Origin of the sequence: Amycolatopsis sp. lyj-23 (assembly GCF_046549135.1) — a bacterium.
Lineage (GTDB): Bacteria > Actinomycetota > Actinomycetes > Mycobacteriales > Pseudonocardiaceae > Amycolatopsis.
Genome location: NZ_JAJPWN010000008.1, coordinates 238,202 through 258,338, shown reverse-complemented (window position 1 = coordinate 258,338; position 20,137 = coordinate 238,202). Strand labels below are relative to the sequence as shown.

16 protein-coding genes are annotated in these 20,137 nt (G+C 72.4%); 7 read left to right on the top strand and 9 right to left on the bottom strand.

Annotated elements, in window-relative coordinates; genetic code table 11:
- Window positions 1-8: 8 nt before the first annotated feature.
- Window positions 9-3,269 (bottom strand): GH92 family glycosyl hydrolase, encoded by a 3,261-nt coding sequence (locus ACLJPY_RS21605; RefSeq protein ID WP_410590932.1) that lies wholly within the window; start codon window positions 3,267-3,269, stop codon window positions 9-11.
- A gap of 135 nt (window positions 3,270-3,404) precedes the next feature.
- Entirely contained in the window at window positions 3,405-4,190 is a 786-nt protein-coding gene (hisN, locus tag ACLJPY_RS21600; protein WP_410590930.1) for a histidinol-phosphatase, read from the bottom strand.
- Between the two features lie 42 nt (window positions 4,191-4,232).
- Between hisN and ACLJPY_RS21595 the strand changes: the two genes are divergently transcribed.
- Together ACLJPY_RS21595 and ACLJPY_RS21590 are read left to right on the top strand one after the other, a co-directional pair.
- On the top strand, window positions 4,233-4,928 hold the full coding sequence (locus ACLJPY_RS21595) for a response regulator transcription factor (protein WP_003105231.1): 696 nt from the start codon (window positions 4,233-4,235) through the stop codon (window positions 4,926-4,928).
- A gap of 4 nt (window positions 4,929-4,932) precedes the next feature.
- Entirely contained in the window at window positions 4,933-6,216 is a 1,284-nt protein-coding gene (locus ACLJPY_RS21590) for an ATP-binding protein (RefSeq protein WP_410590927.1), read from the top strand.
- Window positions 6,217-6,235: 19 nt separating this feature from the next.
- On the opposite strand, the gene ACLJPY_RS21585 is transcribed toward ACLJPY_RS21590, so the two are convergent.
- The 6 genes from ACLJPY_RS21585 to ACLJPY_RS21560 form a co-directional block, all read right to left on the bottom strand.
- Window positions 6,236-6,859 carry a LuxR C-terminal-related transcriptional regulator gene (locus ACLJPY_RS21585; protein ID WP_410590925.1) on the bottom strand — a complete coding sequence of 208 codons (624 nt, stop codon included), beginning with the start codon at window positions 6,857-6,859 and terminating at the stop codon, window positions 6,236-6,238.
- Window positions 6,860-6,962: 103 nt separating this feature from the next.
- Entirely contained in the window at window positions 6,963-7,607 is a 645-nt protein-coding gene (locus tag ACLJPY_RS21580) for a response regulator (protein ID WP_410590923.1), read from the bottom strand.
- A 19-nt stretch (window positions 7,608-7,626) separates the two neighbouring features.
- Window positions 7,627-8,475, bottom strand: coding sequence for an NAD(P)H-binding protein (locus ACLJPY_RS21575; protein ID WP_410590922.1), 849 nt, complete (start codon window positions 8,473-8,475; stop codon window positions 7,627-7,629).
- Window positions 8,472-9,776 carry an MFS transporter gene (locus ACLJPY_RS21570; RefSeq protein WP_410590920.1) on the bottom strand — a complete coding sequence of 435 codons (1,305 nt, stop codon included), beginning with the start codon at window positions 9,774-9,776 and terminating at the stop codon, window positions 8,472-8,474. Before ACLJPY_RS21570 ends, ACLJPY_RS21575 begins: the two co-directional genes overlap by 4 nt.
- Window positions 9,777-10,010: 234 nt before the next feature.
- On the bottom strand, window positions 10,011-10,538 hold the full coding sequence (locus ACLJPY_RS21565; RefSeq protein ID WP_410590918.1) for a GtrA family protein: 528 nt from the start codon (window positions 10,536-10,538) through the stop codon (window positions 10,011-10,013).
- A 233-nt stretch (window positions 10,539-10,771) separates the two neighbouring features.
- Window positions 10,772-12,997, bottom strand: a complete 2,226-nt coding sequence (locus tag ACLJPY_RS21560; RefSeq protein WP_410590916.1) for a sigma-70 family RNA polymerase sigma factor — start codon at window positions 12,995-12,997, stop codon at window positions 10,772-10,774.
- 270 nt (window positions 12,998-13,267) lie between these two features.
- Here ACLJPY_RS21560 and ACLJPY_RS21555 point away from each other — a divergent pair, with 270 nt between their 5' ends.
- The 5 genes from ACLJPY_RS21555 to purE all read left to right on the top strand — a co-directional run bounded on the left by ACLJPY_RS21555 (window position 13,268) and on the right by purE (window position 18,417).
- Complete coding sequence (locus ACLJPY_RS21555) at window positions 13,268-14,113, top strand: GGDEF domain-containing protein (protein ID WP_410590915.1); 846 nt, start codon at window positions 13,268-13,270, stop codon at window positions 14,111-14,113.
- Window positions 14,114-14,184: 71 nt separating this feature from the next.
- Window positions 14,185-15,528, top strand: coding sequence for a glycosyltransferase 87 family protein (locus ACLJPY_RS21550; protein ID WP_410590913.1), 1,344 nt, complete (start codon window positions 14,185-14,187; stop codon window positions 15,526-15,528).
- Window positions 15,503-16,711 (top strand): glycosyltransferase 87 family protein, encoded by a 1,209-nt coding sequence (locus tag ACLJPY_RS21545; RefSeq protein WP_410590911.1) that lies wholly within the window; start codon window positions 15,503-15,505, stop codon window positions 16,709-16,711. The genes ACLJPY_RS21550 and ACLJPY_RS21545 overlap by 26 nt, the downstream gene beginning before the upstream one ends.
- A 13-nt stretch (window positions 16,712-16,724) precedes the next feature.
- Window positions 16,725-17,909, top strand: a complete 1,185-nt coding sequence (locus tag ACLJPY_RS21540; protein ID WP_410590909.1) for a 5-(carboxyamino)imidazole ribonucleotide synthase — start codon at window positions 16,725-16,727, stop codon at window positions 17,907-17,909.
- Between the two features lie 10 nt (window positions 17,910-17,919).
- On the top strand, window positions 17,920-18,417 hold the full coding sequence (gene purE, locus ACLJPY_RS21535) for a 5-(carboxyamino)imidazole ribonucleotide mutase (RefSeq protein ID WP_043786548.1): 498 nt from the start codon (window positions 17,920-17,922) through the stop codon (window positions 18,415-18,417).
- A gap of 36 nt (window positions 18,418-18,453) precedes the next feature.
- Here the strand turns inward: purE and ACLJPY_RS21530 are convergent, their stop codons facing one another.
- Window positions 18,454-20,130 carry a class I adenylate-forming enzyme family protein gene (locus ACLJPY_RS21530; RefSeq protein WP_410590907.1) on the bottom strand — a complete coding sequence of 559 codons (1,677 nt, stop codon included), beginning with the start codon at window positions 20,128-20,130 and terminating at the stop codon, window positions 18,454-18,456.
- Window positions 20,131-20,137: the final 7 nt, after the last annotated feature.

Genomic DNA, 20,137 nt, shown 5'->3' with positions numbered 1-20,137 from the left:
CGGGCCGGTCAGCTCCCCGCGTAGGTGAAGATGTGCGCCTGGCCGGTGCCCGTGGACGTCGGCAGGGTGATGCTGCGAACCTGCTTGGCCGGGTCGAGGGCGATCGGCGCCGTCGCGAACAGGTACGACGTGTACGGCCGCTGGAGCCGGAACATGTACCGCGGGAACGCCGAGTTCACGTACGGCACCGATGCGACGACCGTGTTCCCGAACTGCGGTGTCTCGTCACCGCCCTTGAGCAGCCACTCCGACAGGCCCAGGGACGCCTGCTGGGTCGAGCCGTCGGTGTAGGTGACGGTCACCGTGCCCTGGGCGTCCGCGCCGGTCGCCGCGCCGAGGAACGACAGCTTGGTCGCGCCCTTGGCCACGTCCACCGCAAGCGTTTGCCCCGCCGCGATCACGTTGTCCGGCGACCCCGTCGGGCTCGACGGCCAGCGGAACTGCTGCCCGTTCAGCGGCACCGTCGCGCCCGGCGTGATGCCGTGGGCCGCGAAGCCCTGCGCGGAGTAGGAGAACACGAACCCGCCCGGGTAGAGGTCGGTCTCGCCGAAGTCGCCGTACTGGACGAGCTTGTCGTCCGTGACGCCGACGTTCGTGTTCGCCGCGTGCAGCGTCCCGGGCTGCCCGACGGTCACCGGCAGGTAAGCGGGCACCGGCTGCCCGCCGAAGGTCACCGGCACGCTCGTGTAGGCGTCAGCCGTCCCGGCCGCGGCGCTCACCCGGACCTGCTGCGACGCCGTCCCGTGGGCGCCCACCGTGAGCGTGCCGCTCGACGGCGTCACGGTGATCCCGGCCGGCGGCTTCGCCTGCCACGACACCGTGCCGGCGCCGGTGATGCCTTCCGCGATGACCGTGGCCGTGGTCGCGGAGCCGGGCGCGACGACGACCCGGCCCGGGCCGACGCGGCCGCGCACCGGGACTTCACCGTCGCGGAACGACGGCGGCGCGTCGGCCTTCGCGGAGCCCCACGACGTCGGTGACGCGCCGAGCGTGAAGTCCAGCCGCCCGCCGTTCACCGCGAACGACTCCGGCAGCCACGGTTTCGTGCTCGGCTGCCCGTTCACACGCAGGGACTGCACGTACTTCACCGAGCTCGACGCGCCGGGCGCGGTGATCGTGATCCGCTGCCCGGTCGCCCGGGTGAGCGTGATCTTCGGGAACATCGGGCTGGCCAGCACCAGTTCCGCGCGTCCGGGCGCCTCCGGGTACATGCCGAGCGCGGCGAAGACGTACCACGCCGAGGTCGCGCCGAGGTCGTCGTTGCCGGGCAGGCCGTCCTCGCCGGGCTTGAACAACAGCTCGGCCGAGCGCCGCACGATGTCCTGCGTCTTCGACGGCGCACCCGCGTAGGCGTACTCCCACGGCACCTCGAACGACGGTTCGTTCGACATGAACGCGTACGGGGAACTGGCGTCGCTGTTCAGCTTCGTGAAGAAGAAGTCGAGCCGCTTCTTCACGGCGTCGTCGCCGCCCATCGCGTCGAAGAGCCCGCGGACGTTGTACGGCACCATCCACGTGTACTGGGCCGCATTGCCTTCCTGGTACCGCATTTCCTGGTACTGCGCGGGGTCGAACGGCGAGAGGAACTGGCCGTCGCGCATCCGGGTCTGCAGGTAGCCGGTCGCGGGGTTGTACACGTTCTCCCAGTACTGGGCCCGTGCCATGAACCGGTGGTACGTATCGGCGGAACCGAGCCGCTGGGCGAGCTGGGCGATGCCGAAGTCCGCCGTCGTCTCCTCGAGCATGTCCGAGACGTTGTTGGGGTGGTAGCCCAGCGCCAGGTAGTCCGACAGGCCCGGCCGTTCGAGCGCGCGTTCACCCGCCTGCTGGACGCGGGTGGCGCCGTTGACCATGGACTTCAGCGCGTGGGACGCGTCGAAGTCCGTGGCGCCGAAGGCGTAGGTGCTGGCGATGATCGAGTGGTACGGGTCGCCGCCCATCACGCCCATGAAGTCGTTGTTCTGCGACCAGCGGTCCCAGATGCCGCCCGCTTGGTCGGCCTGGTTGAGCATCGACTGCGCCATGTCGGCGGCTTCGTGCGGGGCGAGCAGGGACAGCAACTGGACCTCGTCGCGGTAGGTGTCCCAGCCGGAGAAGTTCGCGTACTGCGCGTGTCCCGGCTTCGCGCGGTGGATCGCCTTGTCGAAGCCGGGGTAGCGGCCGTCCACATCGGAGAAGACGTTCGGCTGCAGGAGCGTGTGGTAGAGCGCGGTGTAGAAGGTCTTCGTGGCCGCGTCCGTGCCGCCTTCGACGGTGATCTGCCGCAGCCGGTCGTTCCAGGTCCGGCGCGCGTCGGCCTTGACGGCGTCGAAGGACGCGCCGTGCTGCTCGGCGGCGAGGTTCAACCGGGCTCCCGCGGCGTCTACATAGGACAGACCGACGCGCACCTGCACCGGCGTCGCCGGGTCGAAGGTCAGGTAGGCGCCGGAGCCGCCCTCGGCGGTGACGACCTGCTTGTCCCACGTCGTCTTGCTCAGGTTGCCGCCGCGCGCGCCGGTGCCGCCCGGTGTCACGGTGGCGTCCTGCCAGGTCCCGGACGTGCGGAACGGCTGGTCGAAGGTGGCGGTGAAGTAGACCTTGTAGGTGTTGGGGCCCCGGCAGAAGTGCCCGCTCGACACCCAGCCCTCGACGGTCCGCCGCGCCGGGTCGACGGTGACCGAGGCGTCATCGCTGCCCATGGCGGACTGGGCGACGTCGATCAGCAGCGTGGCGGGCGTGTTCTTCGGGAACGTGAAGCGGCCGAGGCCGGAGCGCTGGGTCGTGGTCAGCTCGGTGGTGACGCCCGAGTCGGTCGTCACCTTGTAGTAGCCGGGTGACGCCGATTCGTTCGCGTGGCTGAAGGTGGGGAAGTACTTCGTCGCGTCGACGGCGGGCGAAGTGGTGATGTTCCCGGCGAACGGCAGGAACGGGACGTCACCGGCCGCACCGCCGCACCCGGCACCGTTGAAGTGGGTGAGGCTGAACCCGCGGAGCCGGTTTTCCTCCCAGGCGTAGCCGCCGTCGCGGTCTCGGGCGTAGTAGCGGCCCTGGCCGGCGGGCGGCTTCGGCTGCAGCGGCGTGTCGGGGCTCCACTGCACCATGCCGAACGGGACGTCGGCGCCGGGGAACGTGTCGCCGGCGTAGGTGTTGGTCTCGGGTGTGTCGCCGGCCTTGGCGCCGGCGAACGGGTTGACGTACGCGGCGAGGTCGCGGTGCTGGGTGTCCGCGGCCGCGGGTGCGACCGCCGTGACGAGGGGGACGATCAAAGCCGCGGTGACGACTCTGCGCATGCTCTTCCTCCCGGGGTGAGCGGGCCGCCCGTGGTTGACAACGTTGTCAACCAACCGGGTGACCCGGCGAGCACCCGGAGTGAACCACCGGCGGTTCAAGCCGGTCAAGAAGTGCCCGCCGAGCGGCCTACCCGGTTACCTCTCGAGGATCGCCAGCGCCTCGTCGTGCAGCCGTCCGTTCGTCGACAGCGCGCTGCCGTTGTCGTACCGCGCGACGCCGCCGAGGTCGCTGAACCGGCCGCCGGCCTCGGTGACGATCACCTGCGCCGCGGCGACGTCCCACGGGTTGACGATGCACTCCGCGGCGACGTCGATGGCACCCTCGGCCACCAGCACGTGGTGCCAGAAGTCGCCGAACGCGCGAGTCTCCCAGCACGCGTCGACGAGGCCGAGGTACTTCTCGCGCGAGTGGTACTTCGTCCACGAGTTCAAGTCCGTTGTGGACAGATAGGCGTCCGAAAGGGACGAAACCTTGGAAACCGACAGCTGCCGGGTGCCCGCGGAATCACTCGAAAAAGCCCCCGAACCGGTGGCGGCCCACCAGCGGCGGCCCAGCAGTGGTGCGCTGATCATGCCGACGACCGGGTCGCCGTCCACCACCAGTGCGATCAAGGTCGCCCAAACGGGTACACCTCGAAGGAAGTTCTTGGTGCCGTCGATCGGGTCGAGCACCCACGCGCGGCCGGTCGCGGCCGATCCGCCGCGTTCCTCGCCCAGCACGGCCTCCTCGGGGCGTTCGGCCGCCAGCAGCGCGCGGATCGCGTCTTCGACCGCGGTGTCGGCGTCGGTCACCGGGGTGCGGTCGGGCTTGCGCTCCACCGCCAGGTCCAGGGCGCGGAACCGCGCCGTCGTGATCGCGTCGGCGGCGTCGGCCAGCCGGGTGGCGAGAGCCAGATCATCTTCGTAGCCAGGCACGGTCACGATGTTTTCACGCCCGTGCGCCGTAGAGTTGGCCAGGTGAGCATGGTCCTACTTGCCGAAGACGATCCGGCCATCGCCGAACCGCTCTCCCGCGCCCTCGAACGCGAGGGATACGAGATCCACGTCGTGACCGACGGTCCTTCGGTGCTCGACGCCACCGCCGCCCAGCGCGTCGACCTGCTCGTGCTCGACCTCGGCCTGCCCGGGATGGACGGCCTGGAGGTGTGCCGGCGGCTGCGCGCGGGCGGCACCGAGCTGCCCGTCCTGATGCTCACCGCCCGCACCGACGAGGTCGACTTCGTCGTCGGCCTGGACGCGGGTGCCGACGACTACGTCGCCAAGCCGTTCCGGCTCGCCGAGCTGCTCGCCCGGATCCGCGCGCTGCTGCGCCGCCGGGTGCCGGAGGTCCTGGAGGCCGGCGGGGTGCGGATGGACCTCGGCGCCCGGCTGGTCACCGTGGACAACCACGAGGTCCAGCTGGCGAACAAGGAGTTCGAACTGCTGCGCGTGCTGATGAGCCGCGCCGGGCAGGTGGTCAGCCGCGACGAAATCCTCGCCGAGGTCTGGAACGACCTCGAGTCGAAGACGTCGAAGACGCTGGACATGCACATGTCGTGGCTGCGCCGGAAGCTCGCCATCGCCGCCGACGAGGCCGCGGGGCGGACCAGCAAGACCCACGACGGCGAACGGCGGATCGCGACCGTCCGCGGCGTCGGCTTCCGCTTCAACGCCGAATAAGCCCGTGCGCCGCCGCATCCTGCTGGCCATCCTGCTCGCCGTCGCGGTCAGCGCGGTGGTGCTGGGCATCCCGCTGGGCATCGTGGCCAGCTGGCAGATCGAGTCGAGCTACCGCGAGACGCTCGCGGAGAACGCCCGCGCGGCGGCGGCGATCCTGGACACCGAGATCGCCAACGGCCAGGAAATCGACCTCGACCAGGTGCGCGCGGCCGTCCCGGCGAACGGGCTGCTGACCGTCCGGACCAGCGGCCAGACCGAGAAGCGCTACGGCAGCAGCCCCGGCACCGACACCGTGACGGAGACGGCCGACCTCGCCCGCGACGGCAAGGTGGAGATCGCCGTCCCGGCCGGCCCGATGCACGAGCGGCAGACGACGGTGACGCTGGTCGTCGTGCTGCTGGTGCTGCTGTCGGTGGCCACCGGCGCGGTGGTGGCGATCGCGACGGCCCGGCGGCTCGCGAAGCCGCTGCGGCACGTGGCCGAACGCGCCGCCCGCCTCGGCGGCGGCGACTTCCGCCCGGACCCGAGCCGCTACGGCGTCGGCGAGCTCGACATGGTCGCCGAAGCGCTGGACGCGTCCGGCACCGCGCTGGCCCAGCTGGTGCAGCGGGAGCGCCAGCTCGTCGGGGACGTCTCGCACCAGCTGCGCAGCCGCTTGACGGCGTTGCAGCTGCGGCTGGAACCGCTGACGGTGCACCCGGACGAAGAGGTCGCCGACGAGTCGAAGGCGGCGCAGGAGCAGGCCGACAGGCTCGCCGAAGCACTCGACGAGCTGCTGGCGGCGGCCCGCGCGGCGCGCGAGGTCGGCGCGGAACCGGTGGACCTGCCGACCCAGCTGCCGGAGATGGCGGGGGAGTGGCGCGAGCTGCTCCGCTCGGAGGGCCGCAACCTGCGCACGCGCGTGGCCGACGGCCTGATGGCGCGGGCCACCCCGGGCCGGCTCCGCGAAGTCATCGGCGTGCTGCTGGACAACGCGTTGCGCCACGGCTCGGGCACGGTGACGCTGATCGCCCGCCGTGGCGACGCCGAAGGCACGGTGGTGATCGAGGTGAGCGACACGGGCCCGGGCGTGCCGGACGAGCTGGCCCCGCACATCTTCGAGCGCGGCTTTTCCGGCGGCGGCTCGACGGGCGTCGGCCTGGCACTGGCCCGGGCCCTGGTCGAGGCGGACGGTGGCCGCCTGGAGCTGTCGAACCGGCGTCCGGCGGTGTTCAGCCTGTTCCTGAAGGTGCCGCGGCCGAGCGATGTGCCGGAGGTGCGGTGGCCCGCCGAGCGCGTCCCGCGGTAGGCGGGACGCGCCCGGTCGCTCAGATCAGGCCTTCCCGCAAGGCGTAAGCCACCGCGTGCGACCGGTTCCGCAGCTGGAACCGGTTCGTCACGTCGTGGAGGATGCTCTTCACCGTGCGCTGCGAATAGCACAGCTCGTCGGCGATCTCCTGCGTCGAACACCCCGCCGCGACGAGCCGGAGGACCTCCGTTTCGCGGTCGCTCATACCGCCCAGGCGCAGGCCGCGCGGCTGGAGCACCTGGCGCTGCAGGCGCGAAACCCGGTTCAGCAACCGGCCGAGCAGGTCCGGCGGCAGCGCGCCCTCCCCGGCCGCGGCGGCCTTGATCAGGCGGACGAGGACGTCCGGGCCCGCGTCGGCGCGGCGGGCGACCGCGCAGACGCCGTGCTCGACCGCGTCGAGGATCTCGTTGTCGTCGACTTCGCCCGCGACCAGCACGATGCGGGTGAAGCCCTGGTGGTGCAGCTCGGCCAGCAGCTGCGTCATCGTTTCGTCGAGCCGGTCGGCGACCAGCAGCGCCACCAGCGCCGTCCCGTCGTCGACCACCCGGACGTCGTCGCGCGAACACAGCGTCGTGCAGACGCCGTTGTGCAGGATCGGATCGGTGGCGCGGACCACCACCGGGACCCGGTCGGTTTCGAACATCGTTCCCCATTCCCCTCGAACGGTGCAGGCCGTCCAGCCTGCCCGCCCGCGTGTCCCGGGCGCATGGGACCGGCGTCCCGATGTTGCCCGGGCGGCCGCCCGATCAGGAGCCGCCGAGCCCGGCGTCCCGCGCCCGCACGATGGCCTCGGCGCGGTCGGCCACGTGCAGCTTGGCGAAGACGTTGGAGATGTGGTTGCGCACGGTCTTGGGGCTCAGGCACAGCGTGCTGGCGATGACGCTGTTGCTGTGCCCGGCCGCGATCAGCGCGAGCACTTCGCGTTCGCGCCCGGTCAGCTCCGGGAACACCGGGTCGGTGGCCGGCGGCTGGTTGAAGAAGGCGAGCACGCGGTTGGCGATGTCCGGGCCGAAGATGGCTTCCCGCCGGGCGACCGCCTGGACCGCGCGGATGATTTCGTCCGGCTCGGCGTCCTTGAGCAGGTAACCGCGGGCCCCGGCGCGCATCGCCGCGAAGACCGACTCGCTTTCGTCGGCCATCGTCAGCATCAGCACGCCGGTGCCCGGGTTCGCGGCCACGATGCGCCGGGCCGCCTGGATCCCGGACAGGTCGGGCAGGTGCAGGTCCATCACCACGACGTCCGGCCGCAGGGCGGCGGCGGAGGTGACCGCCTCGGCTCCACCGGTGGCCTCGCCGACGACCTCGATCCCGGGTTCGGCGGCGAGCAGCGTGCTCACGCCGATCCGGAACAGGGGATGGTCGTCCACGACGAGGACGCGCAGGTCGCTCACGCCGGTCACCTCCGGATCGTCACTCGTGGTGATGGTACGCGGACGCGTTGTCCCGCGCCCAGGCCGCGAAGGTCAGCGGCGGCCGGCCGAGCAGCCGCTCGACGGTGTCGAAGACGACGTGCTCGTGCGCACCGGACTCGCGCTTGAGCGCGAAGAAGCCGTCGACGGCTTCGGCGGGCCAGCCGAACTGCCGCACCATGCGCTCGCGGGCCGCGCTTTCCGGCTCTTCGACGTACTCGACGGGACGCCCGATCGCCTCCGACAGGACGGCGACCTGCTCTTCGGTGGTGAGGGCTTCGCCGCCGGTGAGCTCGTAGGTCGCGCCTTCGTGGCCGGACGTCGTCAGCGCGAGCGTCGCGACCGCGGCGATGTCGCGGACGTGCACCAGCGCGGACGCCGGATCGCCCTCGGGCACGTACACGGCGTTCTCTTCGCGGATGGTGCCGAGCCAGGCGAACCGGTTGTCCATGAAGGCACCGGGGCGCAGGATCGTCCACGCCGGCCCGGCTTCGCGGACCGCCTGCTCGGCTTCGGCGTGCGCGCGGGTGATCGGGTCGGTCTGTCCGAAGTGGACGCCCGTGGTCGACAGCTTGACGAGGTGGGTGACGCCGGCCCGGGCCGCCGCCCGGGCGACGGCGGATTCACGGCCGGCGGTGTCGCCCTGGGTCAGCACGAACACGCGGTCCGCGCCGTCGAGCAGGGCGGGCAGGTCCGCGGTGTCGAGGTCGCCGCGGACCACTTCGGCGCGCGGGTCGAGCCGGGCCTTCGCCGGGTCGCGGGTCAGGGCGCGGACCGCGGCACCGGCGTCGAGCAGGGCGGGGACGAGGGCGCGGCCGACCTTGCCGGTGGCGCCGAGCACGAAGATCATCGGGGGTTCTCCTGGCGGGAAAGCGGGACGTGGGGGAGCGCGAACGCCGTCACGAGGGCGAGCGCGAGGACCGGCAGCAGCGCGAGGAACACGCCGTGGGTGCCGGCTCGGTAGGCGAAGCCGAGCGCGACCGGGCCGAGGGCCGAGCCGAGTGCCCGGGCGAGGTTGACGCCGGCGGCGACCGCGCCGCGGTCGGCCGGCGGGGCGGTGTTCTGCGTGGCCATGGCGAGCACCTGCAGGTTCAGCCCGGCGGCGACGCCGAAGACGACCAGGCAGCCGAGCGCGGCCGGCAGGCCGTCCAGGGTGAGCAGGCCGAGCACCGCGAGCAGGCCGAGCGCCATGCTCGACCGCGGTGCCCAGCGGTACGCGCCGGTGCGGGCGATGACCTTGCTCGCGACGAGGGAGGCGGCCGCCACCGCGAGCGTCATCGGCAGCAGCCGCAGCCCGCCTTCCGCCGGACCGGCGTCGGCCTGCAGGAAGACCGCGATGTAGTTCACCGAGCCGAGGAACGCGAACCCGGCGAGCACGCTGAGCAGGACGGACACGGTGAACGTCCGGTCGCGGAACAGCCGCAGGGGCAGCACCGGTGCTGCGGCCCGCCGTTCGGCGAACACGAACACCCCGGCCGCGGCCGCGCCGACGGCGATCGACCACGGCGTGAGCAGCGTGAAGCCGGTGATCGCCGTGCCGAGCAGGACCACACCGGCGAAGTCGAACGGTGCTTCCCGACGTCGTTTCGGCAGGTCGAGCGCGCGGAGGCAGGCGAGGGCGACGAGCCCGAGCGGCAGGTTGACCAGGAAGACCGCCCGCCAGCCGGCGAGCCCGGTGAGCAGGCCGCCGACGACCGGACCGGCGAGCGAGGCGACGGCGAAGCAGATCGAGAACCAGCCGAAGTACTTCGCGCCTTCGCGAGGCGTGAACATCTCGCCGAGCGAAGCGCCGACGGAGACGAAGAGGCCGCCGGAACCGGTGCCCTGCAGCACGCGCCCGGCGATCAGGAACGCCGCCGACGGTGCCAGGCCGCAGGCGAGCGAGCCGAGCAGGAAGAGGGCGAGCGCGCCCAGGAGCACGCGTTTGCGGCCGAAGACGTCACCGAGCTTGCCGTACAGCGGCGCGGTGGCGCTCCCGGCGAGCAGGTAGGCGGTGGTGACCCAGGCGTAGGCGCCGGTCCCGCCGAACTCGGCGGCGATCCGGGGGAGCGCGGTGGCGACGATCTGGGCGTCGAGCATCGCGAGGAAGACGGACAGGAACAGGCCCGCGAGGGCAGGGTTGAGGGCGCGCTGAGGCGCGGTGGTGCTCAAGAAGGAGTCCTTGGTTCGTCAGAAGGGACGAGAGATGCGGACGCGCGGGAAAACGCGTCCCGTCGAGCCGGGAAAAGGTGCCATCGTCATCCGCGGACGGATGCGACCTCTTCGCGCTCGGAAACCACCTCGAATCGTCCCGCTTGCCCGGCCGAACCCGGACGGCGTCCTCTGCGCAGGAACACTGACGAGGATGACAGTAGACAACTACATGTCAAAGTGCAAGGAGTTTGCTCAGGGGAGGTGGGTCACCTGGTCGCTGTCCCGCCGCCGCTCGCCCAGCTCGTCCGGGAAGACCCACTTCTTGAAGCCCCAGAAGCGGAAGAACATGGCCAGCAGCATGCCGATGATCGAGCCGCTCAGGAAGTCCGCGATCTCCTGGACCAGGAACGTCACGTGCGGGACCTCGAGGTGGAGCACGTACCGCGAGACGATCAGCGGGATCAGGTTGACGCCGACGGCGATGCCGCTGATGACGAAGAACAGCGCGGCTTCGTGGTGCCGCTCGCGCCCGCCGCGGGTCCGGAAGGACCACTCGCGGTTGAGGATGTAGGACACGATGGTCGCGACGATGATCGCGATCGCCTTCGCCGTGGTCGGTTTCGGCTCCAGCACCGTGAGCTTCAACGCGTACCAGACGCCGTTGTCGACCAGGAACGTCGTGCCGCCCACGATCGCGAACTTCAGCAGCTCCCGGTGCTTGATCAGCACCGAACGCAGTGGCTCCGGCGTGCGCTTGAGCACGGTTTCCACAACGGTCACACCACGCAGTCTAGGAGCACCCGCGTTGACCTGTGGTTCAGGCGGCCTTGCTGTCGTGAATGTCCGGATATCGACCGGCCCCGCCGGACGCGGTGCGCGGGCGGCCGAACGGCGGAAGCCGCGGCGCCTGCAGGTCCAGCACGTACCGCGAGAACCACTGCGGCCGCGCGTTCAGGCCCAGTGCGATGCCGCTGAACAGGAAGGACAGCGCGGCCTCGTGCGCCGCGCGGACGCTACCCGGTCAGCCAGCCGAAAGCCTTCTCGGGGCTGACCGTCGGCGGCTTGGTGCCGGAGCTCCCGCGGGAGCGCGGCGGCGCGCTCGTCGTGGTCGTCGACACCGGCGGCTCGACCGTCGGCTCCTCCTTGGTCGTCACCGGCGGCTTCGGCTTCGTGGGCGTCGGTTTCGGCTTGGCCGGCGTCGTGGTCACCGGCGGGGTGGTCGTCGTGGACGTCGGGTCCTTGCCGCACCAGTGGCGCCAGCAGCCGAAGTCCACCGTCACCGGTCGCGCCGACGCCCGGCCGAGCCGGGCGTTGATCGTCACGCGGCCGTCGTTGGGACGGCCCAGGAGCCGCACCCACAGGTTGACGTGCTGGCCCGGCGCCACCGCGCTCTTCGTCGTGCAGGTCGCGCTTTCGTCGGTCGTCGTGCAGGGGAAGCCGCGCAGGCTCCACCACTGCTTGAGCGGGGCGTCGAAGGTGACCGTGACCGGCTTCGTCGACTCGCCGGTGTTGCGGACGCGGACGTAGACCAGCGGGTTGTGGTTCCAGGGGAACGCCGAGAGCCCGTCGCCCTGCGCCTCCAGGACCACGGCGTCCGGCGGCAGCTTCACGGTGACCTTGACGCTCACCTTGACCGAGATCTGCACGCCGGCGGTGACCGACCCGGTGACCGTGCCGCCCTCGGCGTCTTCGTCGGCCTGCAGGCGGAAGTTCAGCGTCGCGCTCTGCCCGGGCTGCAGGCCCGCGCCGGTCTTGCAGGTGACGGTGCCCTGACCGCTGGGGCAGTTGACCGAGACGGGGCCGGCGGCCTCCGCGCGGGCCATCGGCGCGCCGCCACCGCCGGTGTCGACCGCGCGCACCCCGCGGGGCAGGTTCAGCGCGACCGCCACCGGCTCGGACGGGCTGCCGCCGTCGTTGCGCACGGTGATCGGCACGTTCGCCGCGGTGCCCGGGCTGAGCTCGACGCCGTCCGGCGGGGTCGTCGCGGACATCGACGGCGGCGCCGGAGCGGGCGGGACCGGCACCGGCGGCGGGGCCGGGGCGGGCGGCGCGACCGGCGGCGGCGCGGGCGCGACCGGGGGCGCCGCCGGCGGGGCCGGTGGCTGGGGTGCCGGGGGTGCCGGGGGTACCGGCGGGGCCGGCGGCTCGACCGGCGGAGCGGCGGGCGGGGCCGGTGGCGGCGGCTTCGGGGCCGGCGGCTGGACCTGCTGGGCCGGCGGCGGCTCCTGCACGGCGACCGGGACGTTCTGCGTCTCGCCGCCCGCGGTGAGCGCGACGACGACGGCGACGACGATCGCCGTGGCGGAAGCGGCGACTCCGGCGAACTGGCGGGGGCTCGCCGCGGTGGCCGCGCCGCTCTTGCCGCCGGCCGCGGCGGCACCGGCGGCACCCGCGCCCGCGGTGGCCGCCGTGGCCGCGCTCGCCTTGGCGGCACCGATGGTCGCGAGGTAGCCCAGTGCGGCGCCGCCCAGGACGATCGGGGCGATGACTGCGCGCAGGCCGCCGTTGACGTCCGCCAGCTCCGCGGCCAGCGCCCGGCACTTGCCGCACTCGTCGAGGTGGCTCTCGACCTGGACGCGTTCCCGCTTGGACAGGCCGTCGCGGGTCCACGCGCCGAGCCGCTCGGCGCACGCCTGGCAGCGCTCCTCGGCGTTCTCCTGCAGGTGGACCTGCAGATAGGCCTGCCGGAGGCCCTCCCGGGCGCGGTAGGCGAGCGCGGAGACGCCGTTCGCGGTCAGGCCCAGCAGCGGTGCGACCTCGGCCGGGCTCTGCTGCTCGATCTCGGTGTGCCACAGCACCGCCTGCCAGCGTTCCGGCAGCCGCGCGAACGCCTGGGCGGCCATCGTCCGCTCGAGCCCGGCGACGGCGGTGTCGGAGAACGGCACGGTCAGCGCCTCGGCGGCGTGCCCACCGACCTCGGTCATGTCCTCGTTGAGGTCGACCCGGCGCTCCTTGCGCGTGCGGTCGTACGCGGTGTGACGCAGGGCGGTCAGCAGGTACGCCCGGAAGGCTGTGTCCGGGCCCTTGCCGCTACGGAGCGTGTCCAGCACCTTGGCGAACGCCTCGGACACGAGATCGTCGGCTTCGGAGCTCGAGCGGGCCAGCTGACGGGCCAGGTTGTGGGCCGCACCGGTGTGCCGTTCGTAGAGCGCCCCGTACGACGCGATCTTCCCGGAGCGGACCTCCGCGATCAGCTCGGCGTCACTCTTTCCGCTGAGATCGGCGGGAACGGTGGACACGGCACTCCTTGGTCGGCTAAAGCCAGGACCTGCCATTACAGGCCGATCCGGGACACGTGACAAGTGTGACTGACCCACCCCCGGCCGTCACGTCGCGGTCCGCCCGATGACTCCGACGGCGGAGCAAAATCACCCACCCCTGCGCCGGGACGGGGAAAAGGACCATGACAAAAACCGGTCAGTACGCGTCACGGTGCCCATCGGGGTACGTCCTCAACGTGAAGCACTCGACAAGATCGACACGATCCGGACGAAAGGGGCGGGTGGCCAGTGGATGCTCCGGCTGCGCGACCCGGCTCCGGTGACGCCCCGCGCACGCCGGCCGAGCGCGACGCTTCCCTGCGTGCGCTGCGGGCCCGCTGGCGCACGGCCAGCCTCGCCGCCGGCTGGCGGTTCCCGAGCGACTGGGCGCTGCCCGAGGTCGACGCCGTCTGCGCGGCGGTGATGGCCAAGGGCCGCGTCGAAGCCGCCGAAACGGCGCTGGCCGGGCTGGCCAGGGCCCGCGCCGCGGCGGGTGCGGGCCTCGCCGAAACCCTCGCCGACCTCGCCGCGCTGCACGCGGTCCTGGGCCACGGCGGCGACGGGTTCGTCACACCGGACGTCGACGCCACACCGGCTCGGCTGCTCCGGACCACCGCGCTGGCCTGGGCGGACGTCGCCACCGACCAGCTCGTGCACACCGAGGTCGCCGACCCGCTGACCGGCCTGCCCACGGCCGCCTACCTGCGGACGCGGCTCGAGGAGGTCTACCGCGCCGCCGCCGCGCGCGACCGGCCGGCCGCCGACGACCACGTGCTGCTGGTCGTCTCGCTCGACCTCACCGCCGTCGCCGGGTTCCCGCGGCTGACCGGGATGATCCTGGTCGCGGACGCGCTGCGGACGGTGTTCGACAGCGGGCAGAGCGTCGCTTCGCTGGGGCCGTCCGTCGTCGCCGCCCTGGTCCCGAAGGACGAGCGGGTCGCGTCGCACGGCGTCGCGCTGCGGAGGGCGTTGCACGAGCGGCTGTCGGTCGACGCGCAGCTGGCGGACGTCGGACGGCCGCGCGTCTCGGCGGTGCGGCTGCCCGCCACCCACGAACTGGCCTGCGACCTGCTGGCCCAGTTGGCGCGCGCGTAGAACACCGGAAAAGTCCGCTTCCGCCAGGACCCTTCCGACCGCGACCGGGCCGGTCATGATTTCCTGATGGGGTGACCCGGACCGTACCCACCGACGTCGACGGCGAAACCGGCGGCAGACCCCAGCACCGGCTGGCCCTGCGGAAGTCCCTCGCCCGCCTCTCCGTCCGCCCGCGGTCGATGCTGATCCTGTCGGTGATCCCGCTGTTCGCGATCGGGTACGGCATCTACGGCTGGCAGCACGACTGGGTGCTCGGCGTCGACAGCGCGGTGTACCGGGCCGGCGCGCTGACGCTGCTGAACGGCGACTCCCTCTACGACGCGAACACGCTGCCCAACGAGCCGTGGTGGGCGCTGCTGCCGTTCACCTACCCGCCGACGGCGGCGCTGATCTTCGTCCCGCTCGCGGCGTTCCCGACGCAGATCTCCTGGGGCCTGATCACGGCCGTCTCGCTGGTCGCGATGGCGCTGTCGATCCGGATCGCGATCGGCGCGCTCCCGCGCCCGGCCGCCGACGGGCCGCGCTGGTGGGCCTCGCCCGCCCGCTCGACCATCGTGTTCTTCCTGGTGTTCCTCGGCCTCGAACCGGTGTGGCGGACGATCTTCCTCGGGCAGATCAACCTGATCCTGATGGCCATGATCCTGCTGGACATGCTGGTCATCGGCGCCCGGGGGAGCCGCTGGGGCGGGGTGCTGGTCGGCGTCGCGGCGGCGATCAAGCTGACGCCGCTGGTGTTCCTCGGGCACCTGTTCATCACCGGCCGCCGCAAGGACGCGCTGCGCGGCCTGGCGACGTTCGTGCTGCTGCAGGGCCTGATGTTCCTGATCAACGCGCACGACGCCGCCAAGTACTGGACCGTCACGCTGCCGGACACCGGCCGGATCGGGCCGGTGCACTGGGCGGGCAACCAGTCGCTGAACGCGCTGATGAACCGGGCCACCGACCTCGCGCCGTGGGCGTCGAAGGCGGCGATGGGCATCGGCTTCCTGCTCGCGATCCCGGCCCTGTGGCTGCTCCTGCGCTTCCACCGCAAGGGCCAGGCGCTGGCCGCGCTGCTCGTGACCGCGTTCTGGACGCTGCTGATTTCGCCGATCTCGTGGACCCACCACTGGGTGTGGGTGATCCCGCTGATCGTGCTGCTGGTTTCGCGGCTGCCGAAGACGACCCCGAAGACGGCGTGGCGGCGCTGGGTCGGGACCGGCCTGGTGGCGTTCGTGTTCGTCAGCTGCGTGCTGCTGATCCTGCCGAACGGCCGCAACGTCGAGCTGCACTGGAAGGTGTGGCAGAACGTCCTGGGCGACGCCTACATCCTGATGCCGGTCGTGCTGGCCGCCGCGCTCGCGCTGCGCTGGGGCCTGCAGCGGCGGGCGCGGAAGAAGGCGGCCGCGGATGTCGACGTCCCCGCCGGCGTCTGAGGCGCGCGCCGGCCGCGTTCTCGCCGGTGTGCTCGCGCTGCTGGTCCTGGCCTTCGGCGTGGTCGGCTGGCTGGCGGGCTGGCACCTCGGCGCGGACAGCGCCGTCTACCGCGCGGGCGCGCTGACGCTGGTGCACGGCGACCCGCTGTACACGCGGGACGTGCTGACCGCGTTGCCGGACTGGGTGCGGCTGCCGTTCACCTACACCCCGGCCGCCGCGCCGCTGTTCCTGCCGCTCGCGCTCGTGCCGTCCGGCCTGGTCTGGGGCGTGATCGCATTTTTGTCGGTGGTCGGCCTTATGGTCGTCATCACGGTGGTTTCGTCGCCGCCGGGGCGCGCATCGCTTCTGGGAAGAAGCCGGTGGGCGCTGCCGGCGGGAACGGCCGTCGCGCTGGCGCTGGAACCGGTGTGGAAGACGCTGTTCCTGGGCCAGATCAACTTGATACTGATGGCGTTCGTGGTGCTGGACGTCCTGGTGCTCGCCGCGCGTCGGTCGCGCTGGGCGGGCGTGCTGATCGGCGTGGCGGCGGCGATCAAGCTGACCCCGCTGATCTTCGTGCCGCATCTGTTCTTCACGGGCCGGTGGAAGGACGGGCTGCGCGCGGTGGGCACGTTCGTGGTGCTCGAAGCGGCGATGTTCGCGGTCATCCCGGTCGACGCAGCGCGGTTCTGGCGGGATTCGGCGACCGACCCGAGCCGGGTCGGGTCGGTGCACTGGATCTTCAACCAGTCGCTCAACGGGCTGGTCAACCGCGCTTCGGAGCTGGCTCCCTGGTCGCTGGCGGTGGCGGTCGGGGTGGCGCTCCTGCTCGCCGGGCCGGCGGTGTGGCTGGTCGTGCGGCTGCACCGGCGCGGTGAGGACGCGGGCGCGCTGCTCGTGACGGCGTTCTACGGGCTGCTGCTCTCGCCCGTGTCGTGGTCGCACCACTGGGTCTGGTGCGTGCCCTTGATCACGCTCCTGGTGGTGAAGGCGCGGTGGTGGGCCGCGGCGGCGGTCACGGCGCTGTTCGCCTCGCAGATCGTGATGCTGGTGCCCAACGGCGGGAACGCGGAGTTCGGCTGGGGCCTGGGCTGGTCGGTCCTGGGCAACCTCTACGTGCTCGCGGCGGCGGGCGGGATCGTGGGGCTCGCGGTGCGTGAGCTTCGCCTGGTCCGGCGGTCAACCGGCTTGGTGACCGTTTAGGCTGATCGGCGCTATGGACAAACACACCGGTCTGCCCGTCGTGGGCATGGTGGGCGGCGGCCAGCTGGCCCGGATGACCCACCAGGCGGCGATCTCCCTCGGCCAGTCCCTGCGCGTGCTCGCCGTGGGCGAGAACGAAGCCGCGGGGCTCGTCGCCGGCGACGTCACGCTGGGGCACCACACGGACCTCGACGCCTTGCGGAAGTTCGCGGCCTCGGTCGACGTGCTCACCTTCGACCACGAGCACGTGCCGGGCGAGCACCTGCTGACGCTCGCGATGGAGGGCTTCGTCATCCGGCCCGCGCCGTCGGCGCTGGGGTTCGCGCAGAACAAGCTCGTGATGCGCGAGATGATGGCCGGCCTGGGCGTGCCGGGCCCGGCGTTCGCCGAGGTGTCCACTGTGGACGACGTGGTGGCGTTCGGCGGCGAGCACGGCTGGCCGGTGGTGCTCAAGGCGTCGACCGGCGGGTACGACGGCCGCGGCGTCTGGATGCTGGACACCGCGCAGCACGCCCGCGAAACCGTGCCGGAGCTGCTGACCGCGGGCACGGCGCTGCTGGTGGAGGCGAAGGTGGCGATGCGGCGGGAGCTGTCCGCGCTCGTCGCCCGCTCGCCCTTCGGCCAGGGTGCGGCGTACCCGGTGGTCGAGACGGTGCAGACCGGCGGGATCAACACCGAGGTCCTCGCCCCGGCGCCGGGGCTCGACGACTCGCGGGTGCACGAGGCCCAGGACCTGGCGCTGCGGATCGCGGCGACGCTGGACGTCACCGGGCTGCTCGCCGTCGAGCTGTTCGAGACCGACACCGGGCTGCTGGTCAACGAGCTGGCGATGCGCCCGCACAACTCTGGCCACTGGACCATGGACGGCGCGCGCACGTCGCAGTTCGAGCAGCACCTGCGGGCGGTGCTCGACTACCCGCTGGGCCGGACCGACCTGGTCGCGCCGGCGTGCGTGATGGCGAACGTGCTGGGCGCGCCCGAGCTGCCCGCGATGGGGCCGGACGAGCGGCTGCACCACCTGTTCGCCCGGTACCCGGAGGCGCGGGTGCACCTGTACGGCAAGCAGGAGCGGCCGGGACGCAAGCTCGGGCACGTCAACTTCACCGGCGAGCGCATGGAAGACCTGCGCAACCGGGCGCTGCTGTCGGCGCACTGGCTGTCCCACGCCGTCTGGCTCGACGGCTACGAAATCCACTAGGAGATCAGCTATGGCGCCGCAGGTGGGCGTGATCATGGGCAGCGACTCGGACTGGCCGACGCTGGAGGCCGCGGGCGCGGCGCTGGACGAGTTCGGCGTCGAGTACGAGGTCGGCGTCTACTCGGCGCACCGCACCCCGCAGCGCATGCTGGACTACGCGACGTCCGCGGTGGCGCGCGGCATCCGCGTGATCATCGCGGGCGCGGGCGGCGCGGCCCACCTGCCGGGCATGGTGGCGTCGGCCACGGTGCTGCCGGTGATCGGCGTCCCGGTCCCGCTGAAGTACCTGGACGGCCTGGACTCCCTCCTGTCGATCGTCCAGATGCCGGCGGGCGTCCCGGTGGCGACGGTCTCGGTGGGCGGCGCCCGCAACGCGGGCCTGCTGGCGGTCCGCATCCTGGCGGCGTCCGACGAAGGCCTGCGCGCGAAGATGGCGCGGTTCCAGGCGGACCTGGAGAAGCTCGTCCTGGACAAGGACGCGGCCCTGCGCGAGAAGACCGGGCACTAGCCCACCCGGCCGGCGCCGGGTGGGCTTCGGCGGCGGTCAGCCGTCGAGCTTGCCGATCAGCTGCTGCCGGAGTTCCCGCTTGAGGACCTTCCCGGCGGCCGACACCGGGATCTGCTCGACGACGTGGACCTCCCGCAACCGCTTGTACGGCAGCACCTTCTCGTTGACCGCGGCCATCAGCTCGTCCTTGTCGAGTTCGCCGCGGGGCACCACGAAGGCGACCGGCAGCTCGCCGACCTCGGGGTCGGGGCGGCCGACCACCGCGGCCGCCGCCACGCCCGGCAGCGTGATGAGCAGCTCCTCCAGCTCGCGCGGGAAGACGTTGTACCCCTTGTACAGCAGCATGTCCTTCTTGCGGTCCACGATGGACAAGTAACCATCCGCGTCGAGGATGCCGATGTCGCCGGTGTGCAGCCAGCCGTCCACCAGAGCCGCGGCCGTCTCCTCCGGGCGGTTGCGGTAGCCCAGCATGATCTGCGGGCCGCGCAGGCAGACCTCGCCCTGCTCGCCCGGCGGCAGCGGGTCCTCGCCGCCGTCGGCCGGGACGATCTTGACCTGCGTGTCGAAGATCGGCAGGCCCACCGAGCCGACCTTGCGCGTGCCCGACCGGTACGTCGGCGAGATCACCGCACCCATCGTCGCCTCGGTGAGGCCGTAGCCCTCGGTGACCACCACGCCCGGGAAGCGCTCGCGCAGTGCGTTGATCATCGCGTGGTTCATCGGTGCCGCGCCCGAGCCGATCGAGCGGACCGACGACAGGTCGGCCGTGTGGAACGACGGCGTCGCGAGCAGGGCGGCGAACAACGCCGGCGCGCCGCCGATGCCGGTGATGCGGAGCCGTTCGGCGTCGGCGACGTACGCCGCCGGGTCGAAGCGCGTGTGCAGGACCATCGTCGTGCCGGCGAGCACCGCCGCGTTGAGGCCGCCGATGATGCCCATCGCGTGGAACCACGGCGTCAGGTTGATGGCGACGCCGGTGCCCAGCCGCGTCGGCCACTCGTCCTCGCTGCCGATCTGGTCGATCGTGACGTCGCCGCGCGCGTCGAGCGCCGGCACCGAGCCGGTGCCCCAGCAGGCGTGCTGGAGCGTGTTGACCACGACGTTGCGGTGCGAGAGCCGCACGCCCTTGGAGCGGCCGGTGGTGCCGCCGGTGTAGGCCAGGTGCGCGAGGTCCTCGTGCAGCGAGGACTCCGCCGAGGGGCGGCTCTCGGGCTGTCCGGCGTGGAACGCCTCGAACTCGACGGCACCGCCGGGCAGGTCGCCGGTGGGCCGGACGACGACGGTGAACCGCGCCGGGATGCGGTCGGCGACGCCGGCCAGCGCGCCCGCGACCGGGCCGAACGTCACGACGGCCGCGGCCTCGCAGTCGGCGAGCTGGAAGGCGAGGTCGTCCGGCGGGAGCAGGGGGTTCGCCGGGCTGAAGGTGGCCCCGGCCAGCAGCGTGCCGTAGTAGGCGACCGGGAAGGCCAGGCAGTTCGGCAGGTGCAGGGCCACGACGTCACCGCGGCCGACGCCGCGCTCGCGCAGGGCGTTGGCGAACCGGCACGCGGCGCGGTAGGTCTCGGCGAAGGTGAGGCTGTGGCCGTCGTGGGCGAAGGCCGTCCGGTCGCCCCAGCGCGCGGCACCCGCCGCCAGGATCGATCCGACGGGGACTTCGGGGTAGTCGAGGGAGGTGGGCAGACCGGGCGGCGTCGTCGGCGCGGTGATCGGCATCACCCGA